At 60.2% G+C, this 23235-nt stretch carries 19 protein-coding genes; 10 read left to right on the top strand and 9 right to left on the bottom strand.

Annotation, left to right across the window (positions count from 1 at the left end; translation table 11 throughout):
- The first annotated feature begins 273 nt into the window (after positions 1-273).
- The 3 genes from Q5701_RS19170 to glgB are packed head-to-tail and all read left to right on the top strand — an operon-like array spanning position 274 to position 7777.
- On the top strand, positions 274-2340 hold the full coding sequence (locus tag Q5701_RS19170; RefSeq protein WP_306752555.1) for an alpha-1,4-glucan--maltose-1-phosphate maltosyltransferase: 2067 nt from the start codon (positions 274-276) through the stop codon (positions 2338-2340).
- Positions 2340-5618 (top strand): maltose alpha-D-glucosyltransferase, encoded by a 3279-nt coding sequence (treS, locus tag Q5701_RS19165; protein ID WP_306752554.1) that lies wholly within the window; start codon positions 2340-2342, stop codon positions 5616-5618. The genes Q5701_RS19170 and treS overlap by 1 nt, the downstream gene beginning before the upstream one ends.
- The gene (gene glgB, locus Q5701_RS19160; protein WP_306752553.1) at positions 5615-7777 is read left to right on the top strand and encodes a 1,4-alpha-glucan branching protein GlgB; all 2163 of its coding nucleotides are present in this window, start codon (positions 5615-5617) and stop codon (positions 7775-7777) included. Before treS ends, glgB begins: the two co-directional genes overlap by 4 nt.
- A gap of 139 nt (positions 7778-7916) precedes the next feature.
- Here glgB and Q5701_RS19155 read toward each other — a convergent pair whose 3' ends face one another.
- Positions 7917-8084, bottom strand: coding sequence for a hypothetical protein (locus Q5701_RS19155; RefSeq protein WP_306752552.1), 168 nt, complete (start codon positions 8082-8084; stop codon positions 7917-7919).
- 481 nt (positions 8085-8565) lie between these two features.
- Between Q5701_RS19155 and Q5701_RS19150 the strand changes: the two genes are divergently transcribed.
- Positions 8566-8754: a hypothetical protein gene (locus tag Q5701_RS19150; RefSeq protein ID WP_306752551.1), complete on the top strand. Its 189-nt coding sequence runs from the start codon at positions 8566-8568 to the stop codon at positions 8752-8754.
- Positions 8755-9130: 376 nt separating this feature from the next.
- Here Q5701_RS19150 and Q5701_RS19145 read toward each other — a convergent pair whose 3' ends face one another.
- Entirely contained in the window at positions 9131-10177 is a 1047-nt protein-coding gene (locus tag Q5701_RS19145; RefSeq protein WP_306752550.1) for a histone deacetylase family protein, read from the bottom strand.
- A 127-nt stretch (positions 10178-10304) separates the two neighbouring features.
- Here Q5701_RS19145 and Q5701_RS19140 point away from each other — a divergent pair, with 127 nt between their 5' ends.
- The 6 genes from Q5701_RS19140 (at position 10305) to Q5701_RS19115 (ending at position 15516) form a co-directional block, all read left to right on the top strand.
- Positions 10305-11036 (top strand): ABC transporter ATP-binding protein, encoded by a 732-nt coding sequence (locus Q5701_RS19140; protein ID WP_306752549.1) that lies wholly within the window; start codon positions 10305-10307, stop codon positions 11034-11036.
- Positions 11029-11739 (top strand): ABC transporter ATP-binding protein, encoded by a 711-nt coding sequence (locus Q5701_RS19135; protein ID WP_306752548.1) that lies wholly within the window; start codon positions 11029-11031, stop codon positions 11737-11739. Before Q5701_RS19140 ends, Q5701_RS19135 begins: the two co-directional genes overlap by 8 nt.
- Positions 11736-12611 carry a branched-chain amino acid ABC transporter permease gene (locus Q5701_RS19130; RefSeq protein ID WP_306752547.1) on the top strand — a complete coding sequence of 292 codons (876 nt, stop codon included), beginning with the start codon at positions 11736-11738 and terminating at the stop codon, positions 12609-12611. Before Q5701_RS19135 ends, Q5701_RS19130 begins: the two co-directional genes overlap by 4 nt.
- Positions 12612-12614: 3 nt before the next feature.
- Positions 12615-13592 (top strand): branched-chain amino acid ABC transporter permease, encoded by a 978-nt coding sequence (locus tag Q5701_RS19125; protein ID WP_306752546.1) that lies wholly within the window; start codon positions 12615-12617, stop codon positions 13590-13592.
- 88 nt (positions 13593-13680) lie between these two features.
- Positions 13681-14850, top strand: coding sequence for an ABC transporter substrate-binding protein (locus Q5701_RS19120; protein ID WP_306752545.1), 1170 nt, complete (start codon positions 13681-13683; stop codon positions 14848-14850).
- Positions 14851-14901: 51 nt separating this feature from the next.
- Positions 14902-15516 (top strand): MSMEG_1061 family FMN-dependent PPOX-type flavoprotein, encoded by a 615-nt coding sequence (locus Q5701_RS19115; protein WP_306752544.1) that lies wholly within the window; start codon positions 14902-14904, stop codon positions 15514-15516.
- 514 nt (positions 15517-16030) lie between these two features.
- Here Q5701_RS19115 and Q5701_RS19110 read toward each other — a convergent pair.
- The 7 genes from Q5701_RS19110 to Q5701_RS19080 form a co-directional block, all read right to left on the bottom strand.
- On the bottom strand, positions 16031-17548 hold the full coding sequence (locus tag Q5701_RS19110; protein ID WP_306755445.1) for an amidase family protein: 1518 nt from the start codon (positions 17546-17548) through the stop codon (positions 16031-16033).
- A gap of 5 nt (positions 17549-17553) precedes the next feature.
- Positions 17554-18552 (bottom strand): acetamidase/formamidase family protein, encoded by a 999-nt coding sequence (locus Q5701_RS19105; RefSeq protein WP_306752543.1) that lies wholly within the window; start codon positions 18550-18552, stop codon positions 17554-17556.
- Between the two features lie 24 nt (positions 18553-18576).
- Entirely contained in the window at positions 18577-19287 is a 711-nt protein-coding gene (locus Q5701_RS19100) for an ABC transporter ATP-binding protein (RefSeq protein ID WP_306752542.1), read from the bottom strand.
- On the bottom strand, positions 19280-19996 hold the full coding sequence (locus tag Q5701_RS19095; protein WP_306752541.1) for an ABC transporter ATP-binding protein: 717 nt from the start codon (positions 19994-19996) through the stop codon (positions 19280-19282). The genes Q5701_RS19100 and Q5701_RS19095 overlap by 8 nt, the downstream gene beginning before the upstream one ends.
- Positions 19996-21063 (bottom strand): ABC transporter permease subunit, encoded by a 1068-nt coding sequence (locus Q5701_RS19090; protein WP_306752540.1) that lies wholly within the window; start codon positions 21061-21063, stop codon positions 19996-19998. Before Q5701_RS19090 ends, Q5701_RS19095 begins: the two co-directional genes overlap by 1 nt.
- Before the next feature lie 2 nt (positions 21064-21065).
- Positions 21066-21938: an ABC transporter permease subunit gene (locus Q5701_RS19085; protein ID WP_306752539.1), complete on the bottom strand. Its 873-nt coding sequence runs from the start codon at positions 21936-21938 to the stop codon at positions 21066-21068.
- A 61-nt stretch (positions 21939-21999) separates the two neighbouring features.
- Positions 22000-23235, bottom strand: a complete 1236-nt coding sequence (locus tag Q5701_RS19080) for an urea ABC transporter substrate-binding protein (protein ID WP_306752538.1) — start codon at positions 23233-23235, stop codon at positions 22000-22002.

Below are 23235 nucleotides of genomic sequence, written 5' to 3'. Positions count from 1 at the left end.
GAGCATTTTGGCGAGGGAGTTGCACATATCACTCTTGCTCCTGCGACTTTATTTCATAGGGACATCGCATTTCAGGGTGATGGTCAGCGGACCTTGAGCAAGGCTTGTTCCTTGCTGGGCTGGAACAAGCGGCACCGTCCCCGGACAGATACGATCTGAATCCGAGCCAAAATTCGGGCAGGTGATAACTGCATGGGCCTTGGACCGACCCTGAACAGGAACCTTCGCCGCCAAGCCTTGTTGTCTTGCCACGTAGCGGTCAGGGAAGAAACGATGCTAGGCGACGAACCAAAGGTCACGACAGCGCAGGACGCTGCAAGCACTGGAACAGGATCCGATGCCCGGTTGCGCGCGCTTGCCGCGCAGCGCATCGTGATCGAAGGGGTCTCGATCGAAATCGACGGTGGCCGCTTTCCGGCCAAGGCCGTGGCGGGTCAGCCGACCGCGATCCAGGCCGACATCTTTTCGGACGGGCACGATTCCCTTTCGGCAGTGCTTTCCTGGCGCCGCGCAGGCCATGGGGAAGCATCCCAGGAGGCCCAGGAATCCGCCCTGACGTTGGTCGAAAACGACCGCTGGACCACGTCGGTCGTCTTTCCCGAAAACGACTATTACGAATGCACCCTCCTTGCCTGGCGCGATCTTTTCGCGACCTGGCACAAGGAAGTCACCAAGAAGCTGGCAGCCGGGCAAAGGATCGCGCTTGAGCTGGAAGAAGGGCGCAGGTTGCTGCAAGCCGCGCTGGAGGATGGGCGCGCTTCGGCGGAAGGGCGGGCCGCCCTTGTCGGACTTCTGGCCGCCGATGCCGCCCACGCCGAAGCCGGCAGCGAGGATGCGGCCATCCAGGCAGCCCGTTTTGCGCGCATGGGCGATCCTGCCGTGGTCGCGCTGATGCAGGCGTCCGGTCCGCGCACCAACCTGACCGAATACAAGACCCTGACCCTGTTCGTGGACCGCAAGGCGGCCGCCTTCAGTGCATGGTACGAGATCATGCCCCGGTCCCAATCGGGCGACGTGAACCGCCACGGCACCTTTGACGACGTGATCGCGCGGCTGCCCTATGTCCGCGACCTAGGCTTCGACGTGCTGTATTTTCCGCCGATCCACCCCATCGGCAAGACGAACCGCAAGGGCCGCAACAACAGCCTGACCGCGCAGGAAGGCGAGCCCGGCAGCCCCTATGCCATCGGCAGCGAGGCGGGCGGGCACGACGCCATCCACCCCGAACTGGGCAGCTTTGACGATTTCCGCCGCCTGATCGCGGCGGCCGAAGAACATGGGCTTGAAATCGCCTTGGATTTCGCCATCCAGTGTTCGCCCGACCATCCCTGGATCCGGGAACATCCCGAATGGTTCGACTGGCGCCCTGACGGGACCATCAAGTTCGCCGAGAACCCGCCCAAGAAATACGAGGACATCGTCAACGTCCATTTCTATCGCGGCGCGCTGCCCGACTTGTGGTATGCGCTGCGCGACGTCGTGCTGTTCTGGGTGGACCAGGGCGTGCGCATCTTCCGTGTGGACAACCCCCACACCAAACCCTTTCCCTTCTGGGAATGGCTGATCGAGGAGGTGCGCGCCAAGGATCCCGGCGTCATCTTCCTGGCCGAGGCCTTTACCCGGCCCAAGGTGATGAAGCGGCTGGCGAAGGTGGGCTATTCGCAGTCCTATTCCTATTTCACCTGGCGCAACGAAAAGCAGGAGATCATCGATTACCTGACCGAACTGACGCAGGAAGAATGCCGCGAGTACATGCGGCCCAATTTCTTCGTGAACACGCCCGACATCAACCCGCGCTTCCTGCAGTCCAGCGGCCGGCCCGGCTTCCGCACCCGTCTGGTGCTGGCCGCGACCCTTGGCGGCAATTACGGCGTCTATAACGGCTTCGAGATCTGCGAGGCGGCAGCCGTGCCGGGCAAGGAAGAATATCTCAATTCCGAGAAATACGAGATCCGCGCCTGGGACATGAACCAGCCCGGCAACATCCAGGACGACATCCGCCTGATGAACCGGCTGCGGCAAACCCACCCGGCGTTGCAGGACTTTACCAATGTCACCTTCTACAAGGCGTCCAGCGACAAGGTGCTGTCATACGGCAAGCAGACGGGCGACGACTTCGTGCTGATCCACGTCAACCTAGACCCCCACAACACCCAGACCTTCGAATTCGAGGTGCCCTTGTGGGAATGGGGCCTGCCCGACGAGGCATCCGTCGAGGTGCGCGACCTGATCCACGGCAACAGCTTCACCTGGCACGGCAAGAACCAGTGGCTGGAGCTTGAGCCGCACAGCCGGCCCTATGCCATCTGGCAGCTTTTCGCGCCTGGAGTTCCCCGCTGATGAATGTTGCCACGACCCCATCCGACGCCAACTTCGCCGTCCGCACCGACGGGATCGACCGCAGCCAGGCGGACTGGTACAAAGACGCCGTCATTTATCAGTTGCACATCAAGGCCTTCATGGATTCCAACGGCGACGGGATCGGCGATTTCGCCGGCCTGATGCAGCGGCTGGATTACGTGCAGGAACTGGGCGTCACGGCGATCTGGCTTTTGCCCTTCTATCCGTCCCCGCTGCGCGACGACGGCTATGACATCGCGGACTATCGCTCGATCAATCCGTCATACGGATCGATGAAGGACTTCAAGGCCTTCGTGAAAGAGGCGCACCGGCGCGGAATCCGCGTCATCACGGAACTGGTCATCAACCACACCTCGGACCAGCATCCCTGGTTCCAGCGGGCGCGGCGTGCCAAGCCCGGATCGGCGGCGCGCGACTGGTACGTGTGGTCGGACACGGACGAGAAATGGCCCGAAACGCGGATCATCTTCCTGGACACGGAAAAGTCGAACTGGACCTGGGATCCGGTGGCGGGGGCATATTACTGGCACCGCTTCTATTCCCACCAGCCGGATCTGAACTTCGACAATCCCAAGGTGCTGGAGGAAGTGCTGAAGGTCATGCGGATGTGGCTGGACATGGGCGTGGACGGGCTGCGGCTGGATGCGATCCCCTATCTGGTCGAACGCGACGGCACCAACAACGAGAACCTGCCCGAAACCCATGACGTGCTGAAGGCCATCCGCGCCGATCTTGACCAGCATTTCCCCGACCGGATGCTGCTGGCCGAAGCGAACCAGTGGCCCGAGGATACCCGCCCTTATTTCGGCGAGGGCGACGAATGCCACATGGGCTTCCATTTTCCCCTGATGCCGCGGATGTACATGGCCTTGGCACAGGCCGACCGGCATCCCATCACCGACATCATCCGCCAGACCCCCGAGATCCCCGAGGCCTGCCAATGGGGCATCTTCCTGCGCAACCATGACGAGTTGACGCTGGAAATGGTCACCTCCGAGGAACGCGACTATCTGTGGCAGACCTATGCGGCCGACACGCGGGCGCGGATCAACCTGGGGATCCGCCGCCGCCTGGCGCCCCTGATGCAGAACGACCGGCGCAAGATCCAGCTGATGAACTCGATGCTGCTATCCATGCCCGGCACGCCGATCATCTATTATGGCGACGAGATCGGCATGGGCGACAACTACTACCTGGGCGACCGGGACGGGGTCAGGACGCCGATGCAATGGTCGGGCGACCGCAACGCGGGCTTTTCCCGCGCCAAGCCCCAGCAGCTTTACCTGCCCGCGATCATCGACGCGGTTTATGGTCACCAGGTCATCAATGTCGAGGCGCAGGCAGACGATCCGTCGTCGCTGCTGAACTGGATGCGCCGCATGATCACCGTGCGCCGCCAGCACCCGGCCTTTGGGCGGGGCGAGATGATCCTGCTGTATCCGCGCAACCGCAAGGTTCTGGCCTATCTGCGCGAACACGAGGGGCGGGCCTATCTGTGCGTGGCGAACCTGGCCGACAGCGCGCAGGCGGTGGAACTGGATCTGTCTCGCCATCGCGGCACCGTTCCGATCGAGCTGACGGGCCGGTCGGCTTTCCCGCCGGTGGGCGATCTGCCCTATATGCTGACGCTGCCCGCCTATGGCTTCTACTGGTTCGCGCTGAGCGCCGAGGAAGAAACCCCATCCTGGCATGAATCCCTGCCCGACATCCTGCCCGAGTTCATGACCCTGACCACGCGCGACGGGCGGGTGGCGACCGCCATCGGCGGGCGCGAGGGGGCGCAGTTCCGCAACGACGTGCTGCCGCAATGGCTGCCCCTGCAACGCTGGTTCGCAAGCAAGGACAAGGGCATCGACGCCGTGCGCATGACCCCCCTTGGCGACCTGGACAACGGGGAACATGAACTGGTCGCCGTCACAGTATCCGTGGGCGACGAGGAACAGGGTTATCTTCTGCCCATCTCGGCCCGCTGGGGGGACGAAAACCTGCGTCCCGGTGCGCCGAAACTGTCCTATACCCTGGCCAAAATCCGCCATACGGCACGGGTCGGTGCGCTGATCGACGGCGCCTATGACGAACGCCTGCCGCAACTGCTGCTGGATGGGCTGAAGGAAGGCCGCACGGATGGCAACCTGCGCTTTGAAGGCACGGACGCTCTGTGCGGGATCGAGGATCCGGGCGATCCCCGGCAGCTTGGCGCGGAACAGTCGAACCTGTCCATCGCCTTCAGCGACAAGATCATCCTGAAACTGTATCGCCGCATCCGCGAAGGCGAGCAGCCCGATGTCGAAGTTGCGAAGTTCCTGACGGAAGTCGCGGGCTATCAGCACACGCCGCGCTATCTGGGCCAAGTCCTGCATGGCTCGACCACGCTGGCGGCGGCCTTTGCCTTTGTGCCGAACCGGGGCGATGCTTGGTCCGGCATCGTCGACGCCTTGGGCCTGGAACTGCACGAGCACGAGACATGGGCCTCGACCGGCGAGGCGCGGCTGGAAACCGTCGGCTATGACTTCCCGCTCAGCGTCGGGGCGCTTCTGGGGCAGCGGACAGCGGAACTGCACAAGGCTTTGGCGACCGATACCGACGACCCGGATTTCGCGACCGAGGATGTGACTGCCGACCAGCTTGGACAATGGGCCTCCGATGCGGAAGCCGAGGCGCAGGCCTTGCTGGACCGTCTGGACCAGACACGACTGCCTGACGAGGCCGCGCCCTTGGCGCAATCGCTGCTGGAACGGCGCGACGAACTGCTGTCGCGCTTGCGCGCGGTCGCGGATATTGCGCCCAGCTTCAAGCTGTCGCGCATCCACGGCGATTTCCACCTGGGGCAAGTGCTGCTGGCCCAGAACGACGTGGCGATCATCGACTTCGAAGGCGAACCCGCCCGCAGCCTGGCCGAGCGGCGGCAGAAATCCTTGCCCCTGCGCGACGTGGCGGGGATGCTGCGGTCCTTCGACTATGCCGCGATGACGGTCGCCTCGCGCCAGCGGGACAGCTTTGGCGGGGCCGAACGCGGCCTGGACCGGATCGAGCATTGGCGGCAATCCACGATGCGCGATTTCCTGGAAGCCTATCGCGGCCATTCGAAAGGCGCAGCCAGCCTGCCCGACGATGAGGCAGCTTGGCAAACGCTGCTGGACTTCTTCCTGCTGCACAAGGCTATCTACGAAACAGGCTATGAACTGAGCAACCGGCCCGCTTGGATCGGCATTCCGCTGAGGGGCATCATTGAACTTCTGGGACAAAGCGGACAATGACAACAGCCTTGGCAAGTGACATCGCGGCGATCCTTCGTGGAAGCCATTCCAACCCTTTCGCCGTCCTCGGCCCACATGATGGCGAGGTGCGGGTCTTCGCCCCCCAGGCCTCCGAGGTCGCGGCGATTGCCGGCGACAAGCGGATACCGCTGGATCGCGTCCATCCCGAGGGCTTCTTTGCCGGGCCTGTCGATGGCCGTCATTACCAGTTGGAAATCACATCCGGCGACCGGACCTGGCTGGCCGAGGATCCCTATCGCTTCGGCCTTGTGCTGGGCGAGATGGACGAATACCTGCTGGCCGAGGGCCGCCATCGCCGGCTCTACGAAAAGTTGGGTGCCCATCCGATCACCCATGACTGCGTCGATGGCGTGGCCTTCGCCGTCTGGGCCCCCAATGCGCGGCGGGTCAGCGTCGTGGGTAACTTCAACGCCTGGGACGGCCGGCGCCACCCGATGCGCAGGCGCCAGGGACCGGGCATCTGGGAACTGTTCGTCCCCGGCCTGTCGGTGGGCGAGCTGTACAAATACGAGATCATCAGCGCCCATGGCGAGCCGATGCCGCTGAAGGCCGATCCCGTAGGCTTTTCGCATGAACAGTCGCCCGGCACGGCCTCGATCATCAGCGGGCTGCCCGATTATGCCTGGCAAGATACCGGATGGATGGCCCAGCGGGCGGAACGGCAGGACCGCAAGGCCCCGATCTCGATCTATGAGGTCCATCTTGGCTCATGGCGACGCGGCGGCGAGAACGAGATCCTGGATTATGATGCCATCGCCGACCTGCTGGTCCCCTATGTCACCGACATGGGCTTTACCCATGTGGAATTCCTGCCGGTGTCGGAACATCCCTTTACCGGCTCCTGGGGTTATCAGCCGATCGGCCTGTTTGCCCCAACAAGCCGCCATGGCTCGGCCGAGGCTTTCGCGCGGCTGGTGGACCGCCTGCACGCGGCGGATGTCGGCGTCATCATCGACTGGGTTCCCGCGCATTTCCCGTCCGACGCGCATGGACTTGGCCGGTTCGACGGCACCGCGCTTTACGAACATGCCGACCCCCGCCAAGGCTTCCACCAGGACTGGAACACGCTGATCTACAATTTCGGCAGACAAGAGGTCGCGAACTTCCTGCAAGCCAGTGCGCTTTACTGGCTGGACAGGTTCCACATCGACGCCCTGCGCGTGGATGCGGTGGCCTCGATGTTGTATCTGGATTACTCGCGCGAGGCGGGCCAGTGGATCCCCAACCAGTTTGGCGGGAACGAGAATCTGGAAGCCATCGACTTCCTGCGCGGCGTGAATGAACGGGTTTGCGCGGATTATCCCGGCGCCATCACCATTGCCGAGGAATCGACCGCCTTTCCCAAGGTCAGTCGACCGGTCAAGGACGGCGGCCTGGGCTTTGCGTTCAAGTGGAACATGGGCTGGATGCATGACACGCTGGGCTATTTCCGGCGCGATCCGATCCATCGCCGCCACCACCAGAACGACCTGACCTTCGGGATGGTCTATGCCTGGTCCGAGGATTTCGTCCTGCCGCTGAGCCATGACGAGGTGGTCCACGGCAAGGGATCCCTGATCCGCCAGATGGCCGGGGACAGATGGCAGAAATTCGCGAACCTGCGCGCCTATTTCGGCTTCATGTGGACCCATCCGGGCAAGAAGCTGTTGTTCATGGGCGGGGAATTCGCCCAGGACCGCGAATGGAACCACGACCAGTCGCTGGATTGGCACCTGCTGGACGATCCGCTGCATGGCGGAATGCAGAAACTGGTCCGCGACCTGAACCACCTTTACCGCGACCAGCCCGCACTGCACCGGCTGGATTGCGAACCCGAAGGATTCGAATGGATCGACGCCAGCGACGCAGAGCAAAGTGTCCTAGTTTTCCTGCGGAAATCGGACAACGGCGCCCCTCCGGTGGTGGTCCTATGCAACCTGACCCCGCAGGTTCATCACGATTACCGCATCGGCGTCCCCTTGGCCGGGGCGTGGAGCGAAATCCTCAACACCGATGATGCCGCCTATGGCGGGTCGGATGTGGGCAATCGGGGCGTGCTTCAGACCGAGGATGTCCCTTGGCATGGGCGGCAGGCATCGCTGTCCCTGACGCTTCCGCCGCTTGCGACCATCGTGCTGGCACCGGTCGTAAAGGCCTAACGCTGGCCCCTTCGCTATGTCCGTCGTCGAATGATTTGGAACAGGCGGCCTGATGTTGGTCTGGAGGGCTTTGGCTCTGTGGGTTGAGGTTATGCTGCGTGGCGCTGATGGTTCAAGCGCCGGTTCTGGATGGTCAGTTTTAGCAGGTCCTGATAACACCCGACGACACGGCCTGATGCTGCAGCCGATCCCGCAGGTTGCGATATTCAATGTTGTGAGAATATGCCCCAATGGCTGAAAGGATCATCGTCAGGTCTTTCGCTGAGACAAACGGCCGAAGGTCGGCTTGCTGCTGGTTCTGGCTCATGGGAAAACGTCCAAGTCACTAATTATGTACACGCATAACTAAACTGGGGCCTGGGCCTGTGAAAGCTGATCTTTCGCACAGGTTCCGGGCGCGTTCAGTTCTCGTACTCATTGTTGATCGTGGTCGATTCATTTGCAGGGTAAGATTTCCGTTCGTCATACCTGGGTGTAAGACTGAATTTACAAGCAGTTACGTAAGTAAGGCTGAACAGCGAGAACTGTGAGTTTGGCTGCAGCAGAAGGCAGGAACGTAGAACATCAGACTGCGCTTGCCGCGAGTAATTGTACAAAGGAATAGGTACGGCGCAGAGAGCTACCGTTCGGGTTGAGCATGGCCGGAGGAGACGAATTCGATCCTTACAGGGACTGGGCGACGCGGCTTTGCTTGCCCACCCGGCCGATCTTCGCTCCGAGCCTTGCGGTTCAGCTAACAGGGTCCCAACTCCGGAAGAGACACCGCCGCAGGCGACAGGAGAAGCCGGATGAAGAACCCTTTCATGAGCATGTGGTTGAGCAACGCAAACCGTGCGCTCGGCGTAGGCCGCGGCTTAGTGACAGCCGAGATGCGCCGACAGCAGAGTGCTGCCGCCAAGGAGGCGATGCGCGCGATCGGCCTGGGGAGTGCTGCAAAGCCGAAGAAGAAAAAACCCGCGAAGCGGAAGACGAAATAAGGCGGTCAAGCAACTGTCTGTAGGCCGCCTGTGGTTTCTCGGGAGCTTACGCCGAGAGGGATTATACATCGAGTGCTGTGGCTGAGGGATCGGTGCCCCCGGCCATATCCTTCCTCCCGTATAGAAAGCGTTCGCTAACATCTCGCCCGAAGCCCTGCCAAGACAATCCTGATCTTCTCTTCGGCGTTGTGGATCTTGCGCGTCGCCCGACGGATGTCTTTGACAGACCTGTCAGCCTCGGCTTTCGTCGTCACGGGTTTCGCTGACGCCGTCCTTCGGTTCTTGCTCATCTTCGCTCCATGAAGGCTACGAGGAGCCAGAAATCCTCCCTCACGCAATCGGCCTAATCTGTTCCATGGGCGCTGACGTCAGACAGTCAGTCTGTGAAGCCATTCAAAAATGCGTCTAGGCAGTCTCCAATTACTTCGACAGCGTATCCACCTTCCTGAACGACAAGAGTAGGAAGTCCAAGCGCCCGAACGGCCGCTCCAATATCTGCAAAATCTTCTGACATGAGCGATAGAATGCCGATGGGATCGGCCTCGTGTGCGTCATACCCAAGTGAAAGTACCAGCGCCTCAGCATCAAAGTGACGGATGGCTAATGTGGCAACTTCAATTGCCTTTAACATCTGGAGTTTTGCCGAGCGAGGTGGCAATGGCAGGTTCAGATTGTATCCCATCCCCGCGCCACTCCCCTGTTCGTCCTCATAGCCGGTGTAGAAGGGGTAAAAATTCGCAGGGTGGCCGTGAATGGAGATAGTCAGAACGTCTGAGCGACCATAGAAAATCTGCTGTGTCCCGTCACCATGATGGACATCGACATCCAACACTGCGACGCGTTCAAACTTGCTGCGCAACCGCTGGGCCGCGACGGCAGCATTATTAAGATAGCAGAACCCAGAGGCTCTGTCGGCGCGGGCATGATGCCCAGACGGTCGGCAAAGGGCAAACGCGCTTTTGGTGCCACTTAGAAGCGCATCTGCAGCCGCTGCGGCGGTTTCTACGGATCGCAAAGTGGACAGCCATGTATGCGGGCCTATGGGAACCGAAAGATCGCCTAAGTACCATCCCATTCGTCCCAGCAAACCAGTTGCGCGGCATCCTGATCTGTGGGCTTCCTCTGGACGGCCGCTCCAATAAGGAAAGGTTGCAGGCCATACTTCTGGCCCGCGCTCAGGGGGAAAATCCTGCCATTGGTCCCAAGCCTGACGAAGAAAATCGAGGAATGGCGCCGTATGAACGCTGAGAGCGGCCTCAAGACCATCGGCCTTGGGCAATTCAGGCTGCACGCCATGTCTGCGCAATGCCTGCAGCAGACGGTCCGTCCGACAAGGCAAATCCTTGGCTGCAACCACGCGTCCAAAGCGCATGTACTGCTGAGGGTCGTGAAGCGCCTGTTCCGGGTGGTAAAATGCACGCATTCGGGAAACTCTCTGCTGGGTGCGACACAAGACGCCAACTGAATGGGCTTATTGCATAATGAGCAAGAAAACGTCTTGCGCGCCTAGGGTCAACATGTAGTCTTCCCCGACGATGAGGAAGCCGCCTGTGACAGAGCCCTACCTTCTGACCTTAAATGACATTTCGGTTCGATTTGGTGGTCTGACCGCCCTTGAAGGAATCAATATCCGCCTTACGCGGGGTTCTTCCCTTGGACTTCTTGGTCCAAATGGCGCTGGAAAAACGACACTGTTCAATGTGATTGCGGGCGCGGTCAGCCCGTCTACCGGGCAGGTCAGGTTTGACGGTAGGGAAGTAGGCACCACCGCAACAAGTGCGCGCAGCCGTGCCGGAATTGCCCGGACTTTCCAGATCACCCAGCCGTTCGTAAGCTTGACCGTGCGCGAAAACGTAATGGTCGCCCTTACTGCAGCCGGAATGCCGATGCGGCAGGCTAATGCTGCGGCAGAGGAATATGTGAACTTCGTGGGTCTGCGGGCCAAGATCGATGACACCGCATCGAGCTTGAGCACCGGACAGCGGAAACGGCTCGAGTTGGCCCGGGCCTTGGCCACCCGCCCCAAGCTGCTTCTGCTTGACGAGGTGACCGGGGGCGTCGACAGGCCGTCGATCCCCGGCCTCGTCGAAACCATCCGCGCGCTCCATGCAGAACGGGGGCTGACGCTTGTCGTGGTCGAGCATCACATGGATTTTCTGGCAGAACTGGTCGACTCGGCGTTGTTTCTTGACCAGGGCAAGCAACTCGTTTCCGGCAGTCTTGCAGAAGTCGCAGCCGATCCGCGTGTCCGCGACATCTATCTGGGAGATGCCCATGCTTGAGTTGAGCGGCATAAACGTCCGATACGGTGCGACCCAAGTGCTGTGGGACGTTTCTATCAGCGTCGGGGAAGGCGAGGTCGTGGCGGTCATGGGTCCCAACGGCTCTGGCAAGAGCACAGTCCTCAAGGTCGCCATGGGCCTCAAGCGGCCCAGCGGCGGCCGGGTTGTCTTCAACGGTGACGATCTGACGCAGGCGCCCGCCACCAAGCGAGTCGGCGCGGGGATGAGTATCGTGCTGGAACGCCGCCGCTTGTTCCCCCGCATGAGCGTGAGGGAAAACATCGAGGTGGGTGGCTTCGTCCTGCCTCGCACCGAGATACGCCGGCAGATGGAATGGGTGCTGTCGCTTTTTCCCGAATTGCGTCCCCACATGGACGCCACGGCAGGACGGCTTAGCGGCGGACAGCAACAGATGACGGCGATTGCCCGCGGGCTGATGGCCAAGCCTCGGCTGCTGCTTATGGACGAACCGCTGTTGGGGCTATCACCTGCCTTGCAGAAGCGGGTCTTCGCCCTGATGCGAGAGATCAACTCGCAAGGTGTTGCAATCTTGTTCAATGAACAGAACGCAAAGCTGTCGTTCGAGCTGAGTCATCGCGGATATTTGCTGGAATCCGGCCGCGTGGTACTGACCGGTTCAGGCACGCAGATGCTGGACCACCCAGAGATCAGACGTGTTTATCTTGGCGGGGCTGCCGCATGACCGGGCCCATCCTTATTGAAACGCTGCTAAACGGGCTAATTACCGGATCGATTTATGCGCTGATCGGGTCAGGGATCGCATTGATTTATGGCACGACCCGGGTGCTGAACTTCGCCCATGGCGAGATGATGATGCTGGCAGCTTATATCGTTCTGATACTGTTCACGTCGGTCGGATTGCCGTTGTCCGTGGCTGCTTTGGGGGCGATCCTGCTGGTGATGGTTGCAGGTATCGCCATGCAGCGGCTGGTGATAGCACCCATGCTTTCCAAGGACGACTGGTCTTTCCGCGTCATCGCGGCAACGATTGGCCTGTCGATCTTCCTGCAAAGCGCTGCCCAATTGATCTGGGGCGAGGGCTTCAACGCACTGCCCTATTTTTTCGACGGCGTGCTTGTCCTCGGCGAGGTCAGAATGCCGTGGCAACGGATCATGATCCTGGTCGTCGCGCTTATTGCGCTGGGGCTGTCGGCCCTGCTGCTGTATCGGACCCGGTTCGGACAGATGATCCGTGCGACTGCACAGGACGCCGAGGCGGCAGAGGCTTTCGGCATCCCTGCAGGCCGCGTGCATACGATGGTCTTTGCCTTATCGGCTGGTCTGGCCGGGATAGGCGCGATCATGCTTGCACCCTTGTTGTCGGTAAACCCTTGGATGGGCGCTCCCTACATCCTCAAGGCGTTTGCTGTCGTGATCCTTGGCGGCCTGGGCAGCTTTGGCGGGGCAATCGTCGCCGGCTTTCTACTGGGGATCATCGAGAGCTTTGGAGTGGCCTTCACATCCAGCGAGTGGCGCGATGTAATTTCGTTCGCATTGTTGATCGCAGTGATCTGGGTCCGCCCATACGGCCTCTTTAGCACAAGGGAGGGCTGAGCGATGACCGAGATGCTGGGACGCCGACCCGCCCTGATCCTTTTGCTGCTGGTCGTTCTGCTTGCACTGATCCCCTTCTTTGTGACCAATGCCTACTATCTGCACGTGCTGACGTTGTTTCTGCTGTTCTCCATATTCGCGTCAGGCTGGAATCTGACCCTTGGCATCCTTGGGCTGAAGACTTTGGGGCATCATGCCTTTTTCGCATTGGGTGCATATGCTTCGGCGATGGTGTCGCATTACGCAGGCGTGTCGCCATGGATAACGATCTGGCTGGGGGCGGGTGTCGCTGCCTTGGCTGGGCTGCTGATCGGGGTGCCGATCCTGCGGATTCGTTCAATGCCGCACGTCGCGATCGTGACGCTGGCCTTTGCCGAGATCATCCGGCTTGTGCTGGCTAACCTGAAGGACTGGACCCGGGGCGAACTTGGCTTCTGGGGCATAGACGCTATGCCCGAGCTTAACCTAGGTGGCACCGTGCTTGAGTTCGGAACGGGAAAGCCCTTTGGCTCGTATCTCCTGGCACTTGGATTCTTCGCCGCAGTGCATTTTCTGCTGTTGGCTGTCTTGCGCGGCCGTGTCGGCCTGACATTGCTGGCGATGCGCGACTCGGAGGCCGCCGCAGAAAGCCTTGCCGTGGATCTGACGCGCTGGAAACTGGGCATCTTCACCTTCAGTGCAGCCATTGTCGGCCTCAGCGGCGCGCTATACGCTCATTACATCCAGATCCTGACGCCGACGTCGACGGTTGGACCCGAGATGCTGGTGACGCTACTTGCCATGATCATCGTGGGCGGGGTCGGACGATTCCTGGGCCCGGTTCTCGGCGCTGGACTTCTTACCTTCCTGGGTGAGGCGCTTCGCGAGTTTGGCGATTTTCGGATGCTTCTCTACGGAGGGATTGTCATGCTCTTCGTCTTGGGGGCACCACGCGGGCTTGCCGGACTATTTGCTGCGGTCGGCCGCCGGCGCCCAACATGATCAAGAATAATCAATCAACGGGAGAAACAACGCTATGCTAAGACAACTCCTTGCAACGAGCGCCCTCGCACTCGCCACCCTCGCACCCTTGTCGACTACCGCGCAGGAAATTCCTGTCGGCGCCATTGCGCCCCTGACCGGGCCTGCCGCCAATTCCGGCGAGGCACTTCGGCAGGGGTTCATGCTGGCAGTCAAGGAATGGAACGAAGGCAAGGGCGACTATGTCACCCCCGGCGCCGAGCATCCGACGATTGCCCTGACTGTCGAGGACAACAACTCCAAGCCAGAGGTCGGCGTCAGCGCGGCACAGCGGATGATCACCCGAAACGGCATCAAGCTGTTGATAGGTGACGCCCTGCATAGCCACGTCACCATGGCGCTGATGGAACTTGCGCCTCAGTTCGACCTGCCCATCCTCAGCGCCGAGCCAGTTAGCACCCTGATCGCCGACAAGGTGAAATCCGATCCCGAGAAATATGCGCTTTACTGGAAGGGCAACTACAACAGCAGCGCCTATGGCGAGACCGTCCATGACTTTGTAAACTGGGCGGCCGAAAAGGGTCTGATTGATGCAGGTGGAAAAAAGCTGGCCTTCGTCATCGAGGATACGGATTATGGTCATTCAAATGCGGACACGATTACCGAATTGTTCGAAGCGGACGGCTGGTCGGTGGTGGCTAGCGAGGCTGTGGCTGCGGGAAGCACCGATTTTTATCCCCAACTGACCAAACTGAAGACAGCTGCACCAGATCTCACTCTGTCGGTCTTCACTGCCGTAAACTCCGGTGTGTCGCTCGTCCGGCAGATATCCGAACAGGCTATGCCTGGTCGCCACATGGCGATTTACTATCCGACCAAACCCGAGTTCATGGATCAGGTAGGTGCCGCAGGCGAGGGCCTGCTATGGACCTCGCTGCAGTTCGCCCCAGATGTCGTCCCTGCACATAAGGAATTTGACGAACGGATCCAGGCGGAGTTCGGTAATCCCGCAACCTATAGTCATGCGCATGGATACTGCACGATGATGATCGGACTGCGTGCCTTGGAAACTGCGGGAGGGACGGACCCGAAAGCGGTTTCCGACGCAATTGGCGCCACAGATTACAACTGCCTCATCGGCCGTTTCAAGTTCGATGCGGAAGATCATACGGTCATTGGTGGAGGTGAATACCTTCCATTGCCTGTTGCACAGATTCAGGATGGCGTGAACCAACTGATCTGGCCCGAGGCAAACGCGACCGCGGAAGCCCGGAAGTAATCCGACAGCGTGGGGCCGACAGTCCCACGGGCCCTTGGATAAGGTAGCTGCATGGAATTCGTTACAAGCGAAACCGAACTCGAAGCGATCTATGGCGAACCTGTAGCCGCTGCAATTGCGAAGGTCTCAACTTGGCTCACGCCGACTTACCGCCAGTGGATCGAGGCCTCGCGTTTCTGCGTCATCTCGACTGCCGGTCCTGGCGGTACGGACGGATCACCACGTGGAGATGACGGCCCTGTCGCCAGAGTCCTAGATGACAGGACTTTTGCCATACCTGACTGGGTCGGCAACAATCGGATCGACACATTGCGTAATCTGGTTCATGACGACCGTATCTCCGTCATGTTCATGGTGGCAGGCTCAGGCAATGTTGTTCGTGCGAACGGGATCGCCCGCATCACGGCCGATGAGGACCTACGCTCCAGCTTTGCCCGTCAGACTGCTTCAGGAGCACTGCTGCCACGTACCATCCTTATAATCCAAGTATCTGAGATTTACATGCAGTGCACCAGAGCCATCATGCGTTCACGTATCTGGTCGGATCAGAGGCCCCCGGAAGGGCTTCCTACACAAGGCCAGATGCTGGCTGCCCAATCTAAAGAATTTGATGCCAGAAGCTATGATGAGGGTTGGAGCGTGCGAGGACCGGCTAATCTATGGTAGCCTGGGAACTTCCATGGTGGATCCGTGTCAGATTTCGTTGCGCAAATGGCGGCAACTATTAGTGCAGGATTCGAAGACAAGAGTGTTGGCAACATAATAGAAAGAGCCCTGTTCTCGCCCAAAACTAATAAATCAGCTTCATCAACATGTAGCGCAGGCATGATGAACATCATCCTGGCAAGGGCCAGTGCGCGGCCGGCGCCTGATATTGGTACCGGCTGATCACCGCCGCGGAGAAATCCACTCTCGGGTCGGCACGGCGCAGTTTGCGAACGGCGCTTGAGGCGGGTTCGTGGGCATGACGCGGGTAGCTGCGCTCTCCCGGCTCAACGCTGAAGCCCTTTGTTTATGCCCGTGGCTTTGGCGAGAGGCTGATCCATCCCGAAACGCTGATCGATGACCGTCCCGCCGCCCTCGGCCGCTGCGGACCCAAATTGTGAACGCCGATGCAATAAAGATCTTCCTTTCACGGGGGCAAGTTCGTTCGTCGATTCTGTTTTGTATGGCTGTCTAATCAGACAGCAGGCCTGCGGTGCTGTGTTAGTTGTTCATAGGCAAATGCCTGGTTCAACAGTTCTGCCTCGGACCATTGCAGGCCAAGGAAGATTAGGCCGAAGGGCGCTCCCGACCTGTAATAGCCGGCAGGAACAGTGATCCCAGGAATTCCGGCAATGTTTAGCTCGCCTACCGTGGTCTCACGGATTGCTTCCCCTGAATGCAGTTCGGGGAGTTCATTTAGCATTTGTGGATAAACCAAGCTGTCCAGATTGTATTCCGCGAAGACATGATCCAGCAGTTCCAGATAGCGCTGCTTCAGTTCTGTGAAAGCAGGCAGGGCAGGAGGCGTCTCGGGGTCGGCGACACAGGGCGCAAAATCCGGCAGTTCCTGCAGATAGCCAAGGATCGCGCCCTTCCCAAGGACATTTTCGGAGGCCGTTGCAGCAATAAAATCTCCCCATGACTTTAGTGCGGCGTCTGGTCCAAGGCGGCGCAGGTAGCAGGTCATGTCATAGGGCAGCGACTCAAGGCCGCGCCCGTCAAAAAAGGGTGTTCCTGGAGTAATCTGGCGCAAACTGGCAAAGTTCGTTCCCGCGAAGGGGTCTTCAATCAAGATGGCGCCCGCTGCCTCCAGTTCCCTCTTCGCACGTTCATAAAGTTGCGTGGCTTCGTCAGACAGAAGGTCCGGTCGCCAGCCCGGGCCATAGAGGCCTAGCCGCTTCCCCTGCAGTCCCTCGGGTGACAACCTTGCTGCATAGCCACCTGCCGGAACCTTACCAACGGAGGCTAATGTCTTCGGATCCTCGGTGGTGAAGCCAGCCAGCGCGGTCAGGCATTCGGCGGCATCGGCTACTGTGCGCGTGACAGGGCCCACCACGTCGCGATTGGCTGACAGCGGCACGACGCCTGCATTGGGTACCAGCCCAATTGTCGGCTTGAGGCCCACCAGATCCTGTGCCGAGGCAGGGTTCTGGATCGATCCGCCCGTTTCCTCGGCCAGCCCAATCACCGCCATATGGGCGGCTACCGCCGCCGCCGAGCCGGCGCTGGACCCCCCCGGCACGCGGTCGGGTGCAGCGGGATTGATCGTTGGTCCGGCCCAGCTGTCATTGGCATGGGTTCCAGTCCAGCTGAGGATCGGGACGTTGGTCTTGCCGATGATGACAGCATCGGCGGCACGCATGCGGGCCACCACCGGGCTGTCGCGTTCGGGCATCAGATCGACGCCGCCCGCACCGGAATAAAGCAGCCGCCAGCCCGCGGTGGACGGAAAGCCCACCATGTCCATCGGATCCTTAACCACGATGGGAACACCCGTCAAGGCACCCACCGCCTCCCCCGCAGCAATCCGGCGGTCGATGTCGCGGGCTGTGTCCAGCGCCGCGTCGTTCTCGAAGATAACTGCATTATAAGTGCCGTTCGCCGCCTGCATTTGCGCGATGGCTGCCGATGTCAGAGCCTCGGCAGTGAAGGCGCCGCTGGCCAGACCTTTGCGGATCCCGGCGACCGTCAGCTCGCCTAAAGGGGGAAGCATGTCCTTCACCGGGCTGTCCCGACAATGGATTTCAGGACCGACGCGCCGACCGTGTATTTTGGGTCCACCATGTTGCCCAGCCGGATGCGGCCGCACTGCGTTAGCAGCATATAGGCATCAATTTCGTCAAAGCCGAAATCAGCCGCCATCCACCGGATTAACTCGCGATAAGCGCCGCGGGCAGCATCCTCCATCGGGCGCGAGGAGCCGATGGTCATGTAGAACTTCTCGTTCTCGAGCCGCGGTGTCTTGATCGTCCAGCCCTTGATCAGGTCAATGCGAACAGTTGTGACCGTGGGGTGTTCGATCGCGACGCCACACAGTTCGCCGTCTCCCTGCGCGGCATGGCAGTCGCCTAGGAACAGGAACCCGCCCTCGGTCTGGACGGGCAGATAGACGACCGCGCCCGGTGCCACGTCTGGCAGGTCCATGTTGCCGCCGTAATAATCGGGCACTAGCGAGGAGATGGCCTCAATCTGCGGAGCAGTGCCGATCGTGCCGATGAAGGGTTCATAGGGCAGGGTAATGCGGTCGTTCCAGACGGTGCCTTTCTCGGCAGTGACATGTAGCTTGCGTACGCGTTCGGGCAGGGGCGCTGTCAGCAGGGCGGTGTCCGCCGTAGGCACCAAGCCGCCGAATTCGGGCATGATGACGGTCGTGCCACGTGGTTGAGGCCCGCGTGGGACGATGCTGTCAATGTGGACGGCAATGGTGTCGCCCTTTTCCCCACCGTTGATCCAGACTGGCCCATTTTGCGGATTGAGGAACGGGAAGTTCAGCTTCTCCGTCGGTTTGTCTGATTCCGAGGTAATTGCGCCTTCGAAAGCATCATGGGTCTCGCAGGTCAGCACCGTGCCGGGGTCGATCTTCAGCACTGGCGGGATTGCCGCGCTGTAGACGTAATGATAGCTGCCTTGCTGGGCCTCGGTCAGCGATGCTTCAGCCCGCGCCTCTCCCTTGGCGACGGCCTTGCGGGCCATTATGGAGTTTTCGAACCAGCTCATTTGAATACCTTTCTTGGGTACGAGTCAGACAGACAGATAGCTGCGGATGAGGTCCTGATTGCCCAGGTCGGCGCGGGTCAGCGCGGCGGTGATGCGGCCCTTGTCCATGACGTAGCAGCGCTGCGCCATGGCGCGGATCATGTCGATGTTCTGTTCCACAAAGACGACCCCAAGGCCGGATTTTGCGTTCAGGTCCACCATGATCCTGGCGATCGACTGGACGATGTTCGGCTGGATACCTTCTGAGGGTTCGTCTAGCAGGACCAGCGAAGGGCCGCCCATCAGCACGCGACCAATGGCAAGTTGCTGCTGCTGCCCGCCCGATAGGGTTCCGGCACGCTGATTGGCGCGTTCCTGAAGAATGGGAAAGTAGTGATAGACCTCCTCGAGCTTGCCATCCAGTTTGCGGCCAGAGATCGACTGGCCGACCATTAGGTTCTCCAGCACGGTCATGCGCGGGAAGACATCGCGGCCCTGCGGGACATAGCCGATGCCCAGGCGTGCGCGCCGATGGGCAGATAAGCCGTCGACCTGCTGGCCCCTCACCCGAATTGACCCTTTCTGGGTAGGCAAGAGCCCAATCAGCGTCTTCATCAGCGTGGACTTGCCAACGCCATTGCGGCCAATGATGGCGACAATCTCGCCTTCGTTCACGTCGATATCCACGCCTTGCAGAACTGGCTTGCCGCCATATCCGCCGTTCAGTGCAGATGTTTGCAGAAGGGGCTTAGGCATCGACCTCTCCCAGATAGATCTTGGCCACACGGGGATCGGCGGTGATTTCGTCAATGCTACCCTGAGCAAAGACCTTGCCCAAATGCAGCACAGTCACCCGGTGGGCGATCTGGCGCACAAAGGCCATGTCATGCTCTACTGCCAGCACTGTCATGCCCTCGGCGTTCAGCCGGTGTAGCATCTCGCCCGTGGCATGGGTTTCGTCGGGCGTCATCCCTGCAGTAGGTTCGTCAAGCAGCAGCAGACGCGGCTTCAGTGCGATTGCCATTCCGATCTCGAGCCACTGTTTCTGACCGTGACTGAGGTTGCCGGCAAGTTGGGCGTGATCCTGCGACAGCTTCAGGAACTCTAGCAGCCGGTCCACCTCCTCGCCCAGGTGGCCTGCTGGGACATGGTGCTGCAGGGCAATGATAAGGTTCTGGCGCGTGCTGAGCTCCTTGAAAATTCCAGGCACTTGAAACTTGACGCTGATGCCCTTTCGGATGCGCTGGAATGACTTCGTGCGCGTGATATCTTCGTCAGAGAACAGGATCTGGCCGCTGTCGGGTTGATGCTCGCCGAGTATGAGGCGGAAGAACGTGCTTTTGCCTGCGCCGTTCGGACCGATCAGGCAGTGCATCTCACCGGGTTGCAGCGCGAAATCCACATTGCCGGTGACATGCAGGCCGCCAAAGTGCTTGTTCAACTTGCGGGTTTCCAGAATGGACATTAGCGGGTTTCCTTCCGGCGGAACAAGCGGCCTGAGGCGTCCACAATGCCCATCACGATGCCCCGTGGAGCAACCAACACAGTGAGGACCAGCAGGATGCCCATGACGATTAGGGCATATTGGCTGCCGTAGATTGTTAGCATTTGGAAGACGATCAGCACGGCAAGGGTGCCTATAACTGTCGTCGTTAGGTCGCCGCGTCCCCCGACTGCGACCCAGACGATGGGCAACGCGGCAGCGGTCATCCCCATCGAGGCGGGTGTGATGTAGTTTCCCCAGGACGTGTAAAGCACTCCCGAAAGTCCAGCGAGAGCCGAGCCGATAACAAAGGCCCCTAACTGGAACTTGCGGATGTCATAGCCCAGCATCTCGGCGCGCTGTGGGTTTTCGCGGATCGCGACCAGCACGTTGCCGAAGCGTGAATTGACCAGCATCCGCAGGGCCAGATAGACCACTACCAGTAGCGCAAGTGTCAGGTAGTACAGCGGCAAGTCCGGGAAGAGCGCGATGCTCCCGCCCGGCCAAGGGATTGTCAGTGAGGGCATGCCGCCCATACCGTTGAACCCGTTCAGGCGCGCAGACCCGATGGCCCATTGTGGCCCAGCGGTCTGGGCCATGAAGCGCTCTAGAACCAACGTCACTGACAGGGACACGATGCCCAGGAACACCCCGTTGATGCGCCCGAAGAATAGAAAGTAGCCCAACACAGCGGCGAAGAGTGCACTGAAGCCTACGGCGATCAGGGCTGACAATAGGGTCAGTCCATAGGCATCGCCAAGATTGATCGTTAGCACGCCATAGCAATAGCCCGCGACGCCGAAGAACGCGGTTTGTCCGAAGCTCAGCGATCCCCCATAACCCCAGATCAGCGAGAGGCCCATGGCCATGAACAGCCAGTTGAAGAAGTAGACATTGTTGCCGACGTCATAGCTGTCGGCAAACATTGGATACGCGCAGGCGCAGGCCAGGACGATCGCGAAGCCCGTCCAGAATTTCGGGCCGCGTCCGATGGTTTGGGGTCCTTCGATCAGGCGCAGGGTGGCGCGCACCCGAGACTGGTCGACCATTCTCAGGCCCTCTCTTTCAGGATCTTGCCGCTGATCCCGCGGGGCAGGATGCGGATGACAATAATGACGGCGATCAACAGGCCTATCTGCCCCGCAAGCTGTCCCTGCCAGCCGGTCAGCGCAGCCTTGATGATGCCAAGGATGGCGGCTGCGGGTGCCGTGCCTAGGAAGATGTCCGCCCCTCCGACGACGACGGTGACAAAGGCCTCAACCATGAAGGACGCGCCCATGGTGGGCACCAGCGTCATGGTGGGCGCGTAAAGCCCGCCCGCCAGTCCCGCTAGCCCTGCGCCAAGGCCAAAGGTCAGGCTGTAGATCAGGTTGGTGTTCACGCCCATGGCCTCGGCCACATGGGGAACCTGGATAGTGGCACGGGACAGAAGGCCAAAGCGGGTGCGGGTGAACATCAGCCACAGCAGGGCCAGCGTGCCAACGGCGGCAATCATTAGGACGACGCGATAAACGGAATAGGAATAGCCGCCCAGCGTGAAGCTGCCGAAGGGCGTGCCTGCGCCCTGCATGCTGGGGCCAAGGACGATGAGGGTGGCCTGAGTAACAATCATGGAAATGCCCCAGGTCGCAACGATGGTATCCAGCGGACGCTGATACAAAGGGCGGATCACCACCAGTTCGACGATCATGCCCGCAATGCCGGCGGCAACCGCACCGGTGATGATCGCGAGCGGTAAGGGTAGACCTGCATGGACCGCGCTTGTCGAGACATAGGCGCCGCACATGATGAATTCGCCATGGGCAAGGTTGATGACGCCCATCATTCCGAAGATGACGGCCAGCCCGCAGGCGCTAAGCACCAGAAAGGCGAAGGCATCGCCGAACTGGTAAAGAAAACTGAAGATCAGATTGAAGATGTCCACAAGGCAGCCCTTTGGTCTTGGTGGCGTCCGGGCGGGCGGTGCCGCCCAGACAGGGCAAGGATCAGCCGTTCGCCGGGGGCGGGTTCGACGGCGTGTATTGTTCGCTGGGATCGCTTACCGTTAGATCGCAACCGGCTTCGCCTAGCCAGTAAGGCTGGATCGCGTCCCATTTGGTTGGAAACTCGATCGAATGGTCCTCGGTGACATGCGCCAGATGGATCGTGTGCGAGACGTGCTGGCTTTTCGGATCGATGCACATCTGGCCACCCGGACCGTCGACGCAGACATCGCCCTCGGCAATGACCTTACGGATATCAGCCAGTTCCGTCGACTTCGCGCGCTCGACCAACTGCTTGTAGAGATAGACGGCAGCGTAGGAGTTGCTGGCCTCCTGGTTGATATAGGGCTCGTTCGGGAACTTCGCGCGGAACTTCTCGACGAACTCCTTGCTGGCGGGGCTGTCGATTTCTTCGACATAGTTCACAGTCGCGTACATGTCTTTGAGGCTCGGCGGCGTAAAGCGCTTGTGCTCATAGCCTTGGCCCACATTAACCGAGGAGCCCATCGGCAGGTTCAGGTTCGCAGCACCTGCCTGTTCGTAGTAGGAGGCCTGCGCAGTGCCCACTAGCAGCGTCACTACGAAATCCGGCTTTGCCCCTTGGATGTTCTGGATCGTCTGCGAGAACTGCGACACGCCCAGGGGGATGAATTCCTCGCCTACCATGGTGCCGCCATTTTCTGCGACGATGTTGCGCACCCATTCGGCAGAAATCTGGCCGAAGTTATAGTCGGCCGCGATCGTGTAAACATTCGGGCCGTACTTCTCGATCGTGTAAGGTAGCAGGGTCGAAAATTGCTGTTCCGGAACGGCGCCCGTCACGATCATGTTCGCATCGCAGACCCCCCCTTCATACTGGTTGTTGTAGAAGGCTAGACCGTCGAACTGGTTGACAATCGGACGATAGGCCTCGCGCGAAGCCGAGGAAAAGCCCGCGAAAACGGCATCAACCTTGTCACGCTGCAGCACCCGGCGCATGAACTCCTGGAAGCGGGTATTATCGGACTGGGTGTCGTACTCGACGAGTTCCAACGGGCGGCCGCCGATGCCCCCGGCGGCATTGATTTCTTCAGCCGCAAGTTGGATCGCGTGTACCTTGCCAATAGTAGCAAGGGCGAAATCGCCAGACTGGTCCTCCAAGACGCCCAGCTTAATCGGTTCAGCGTCCTGTCCAAATGCGGTGCCCGCAAGCAATAGAACTCCAAGCGCCGAAGCGGCGCTTCTTGATGTGATCAACAT

Origin of the sequence: Paracoccus actinidiae, assembly GCF_030863885.1 — a bacterium.
Classification (GTDB): domain Bacteria; phylum Pseudomonadota; class Alphaproteobacteria; order Rhodobacterales; family Rhodobacteraceae; genus Paracoccus; species Paracoccus everestensis.
The sequence above is the reverse complement of the archived record's forward strand: the minus strand, read 5'-3'. Positions and strand labels throughout refer to the sequence as shown.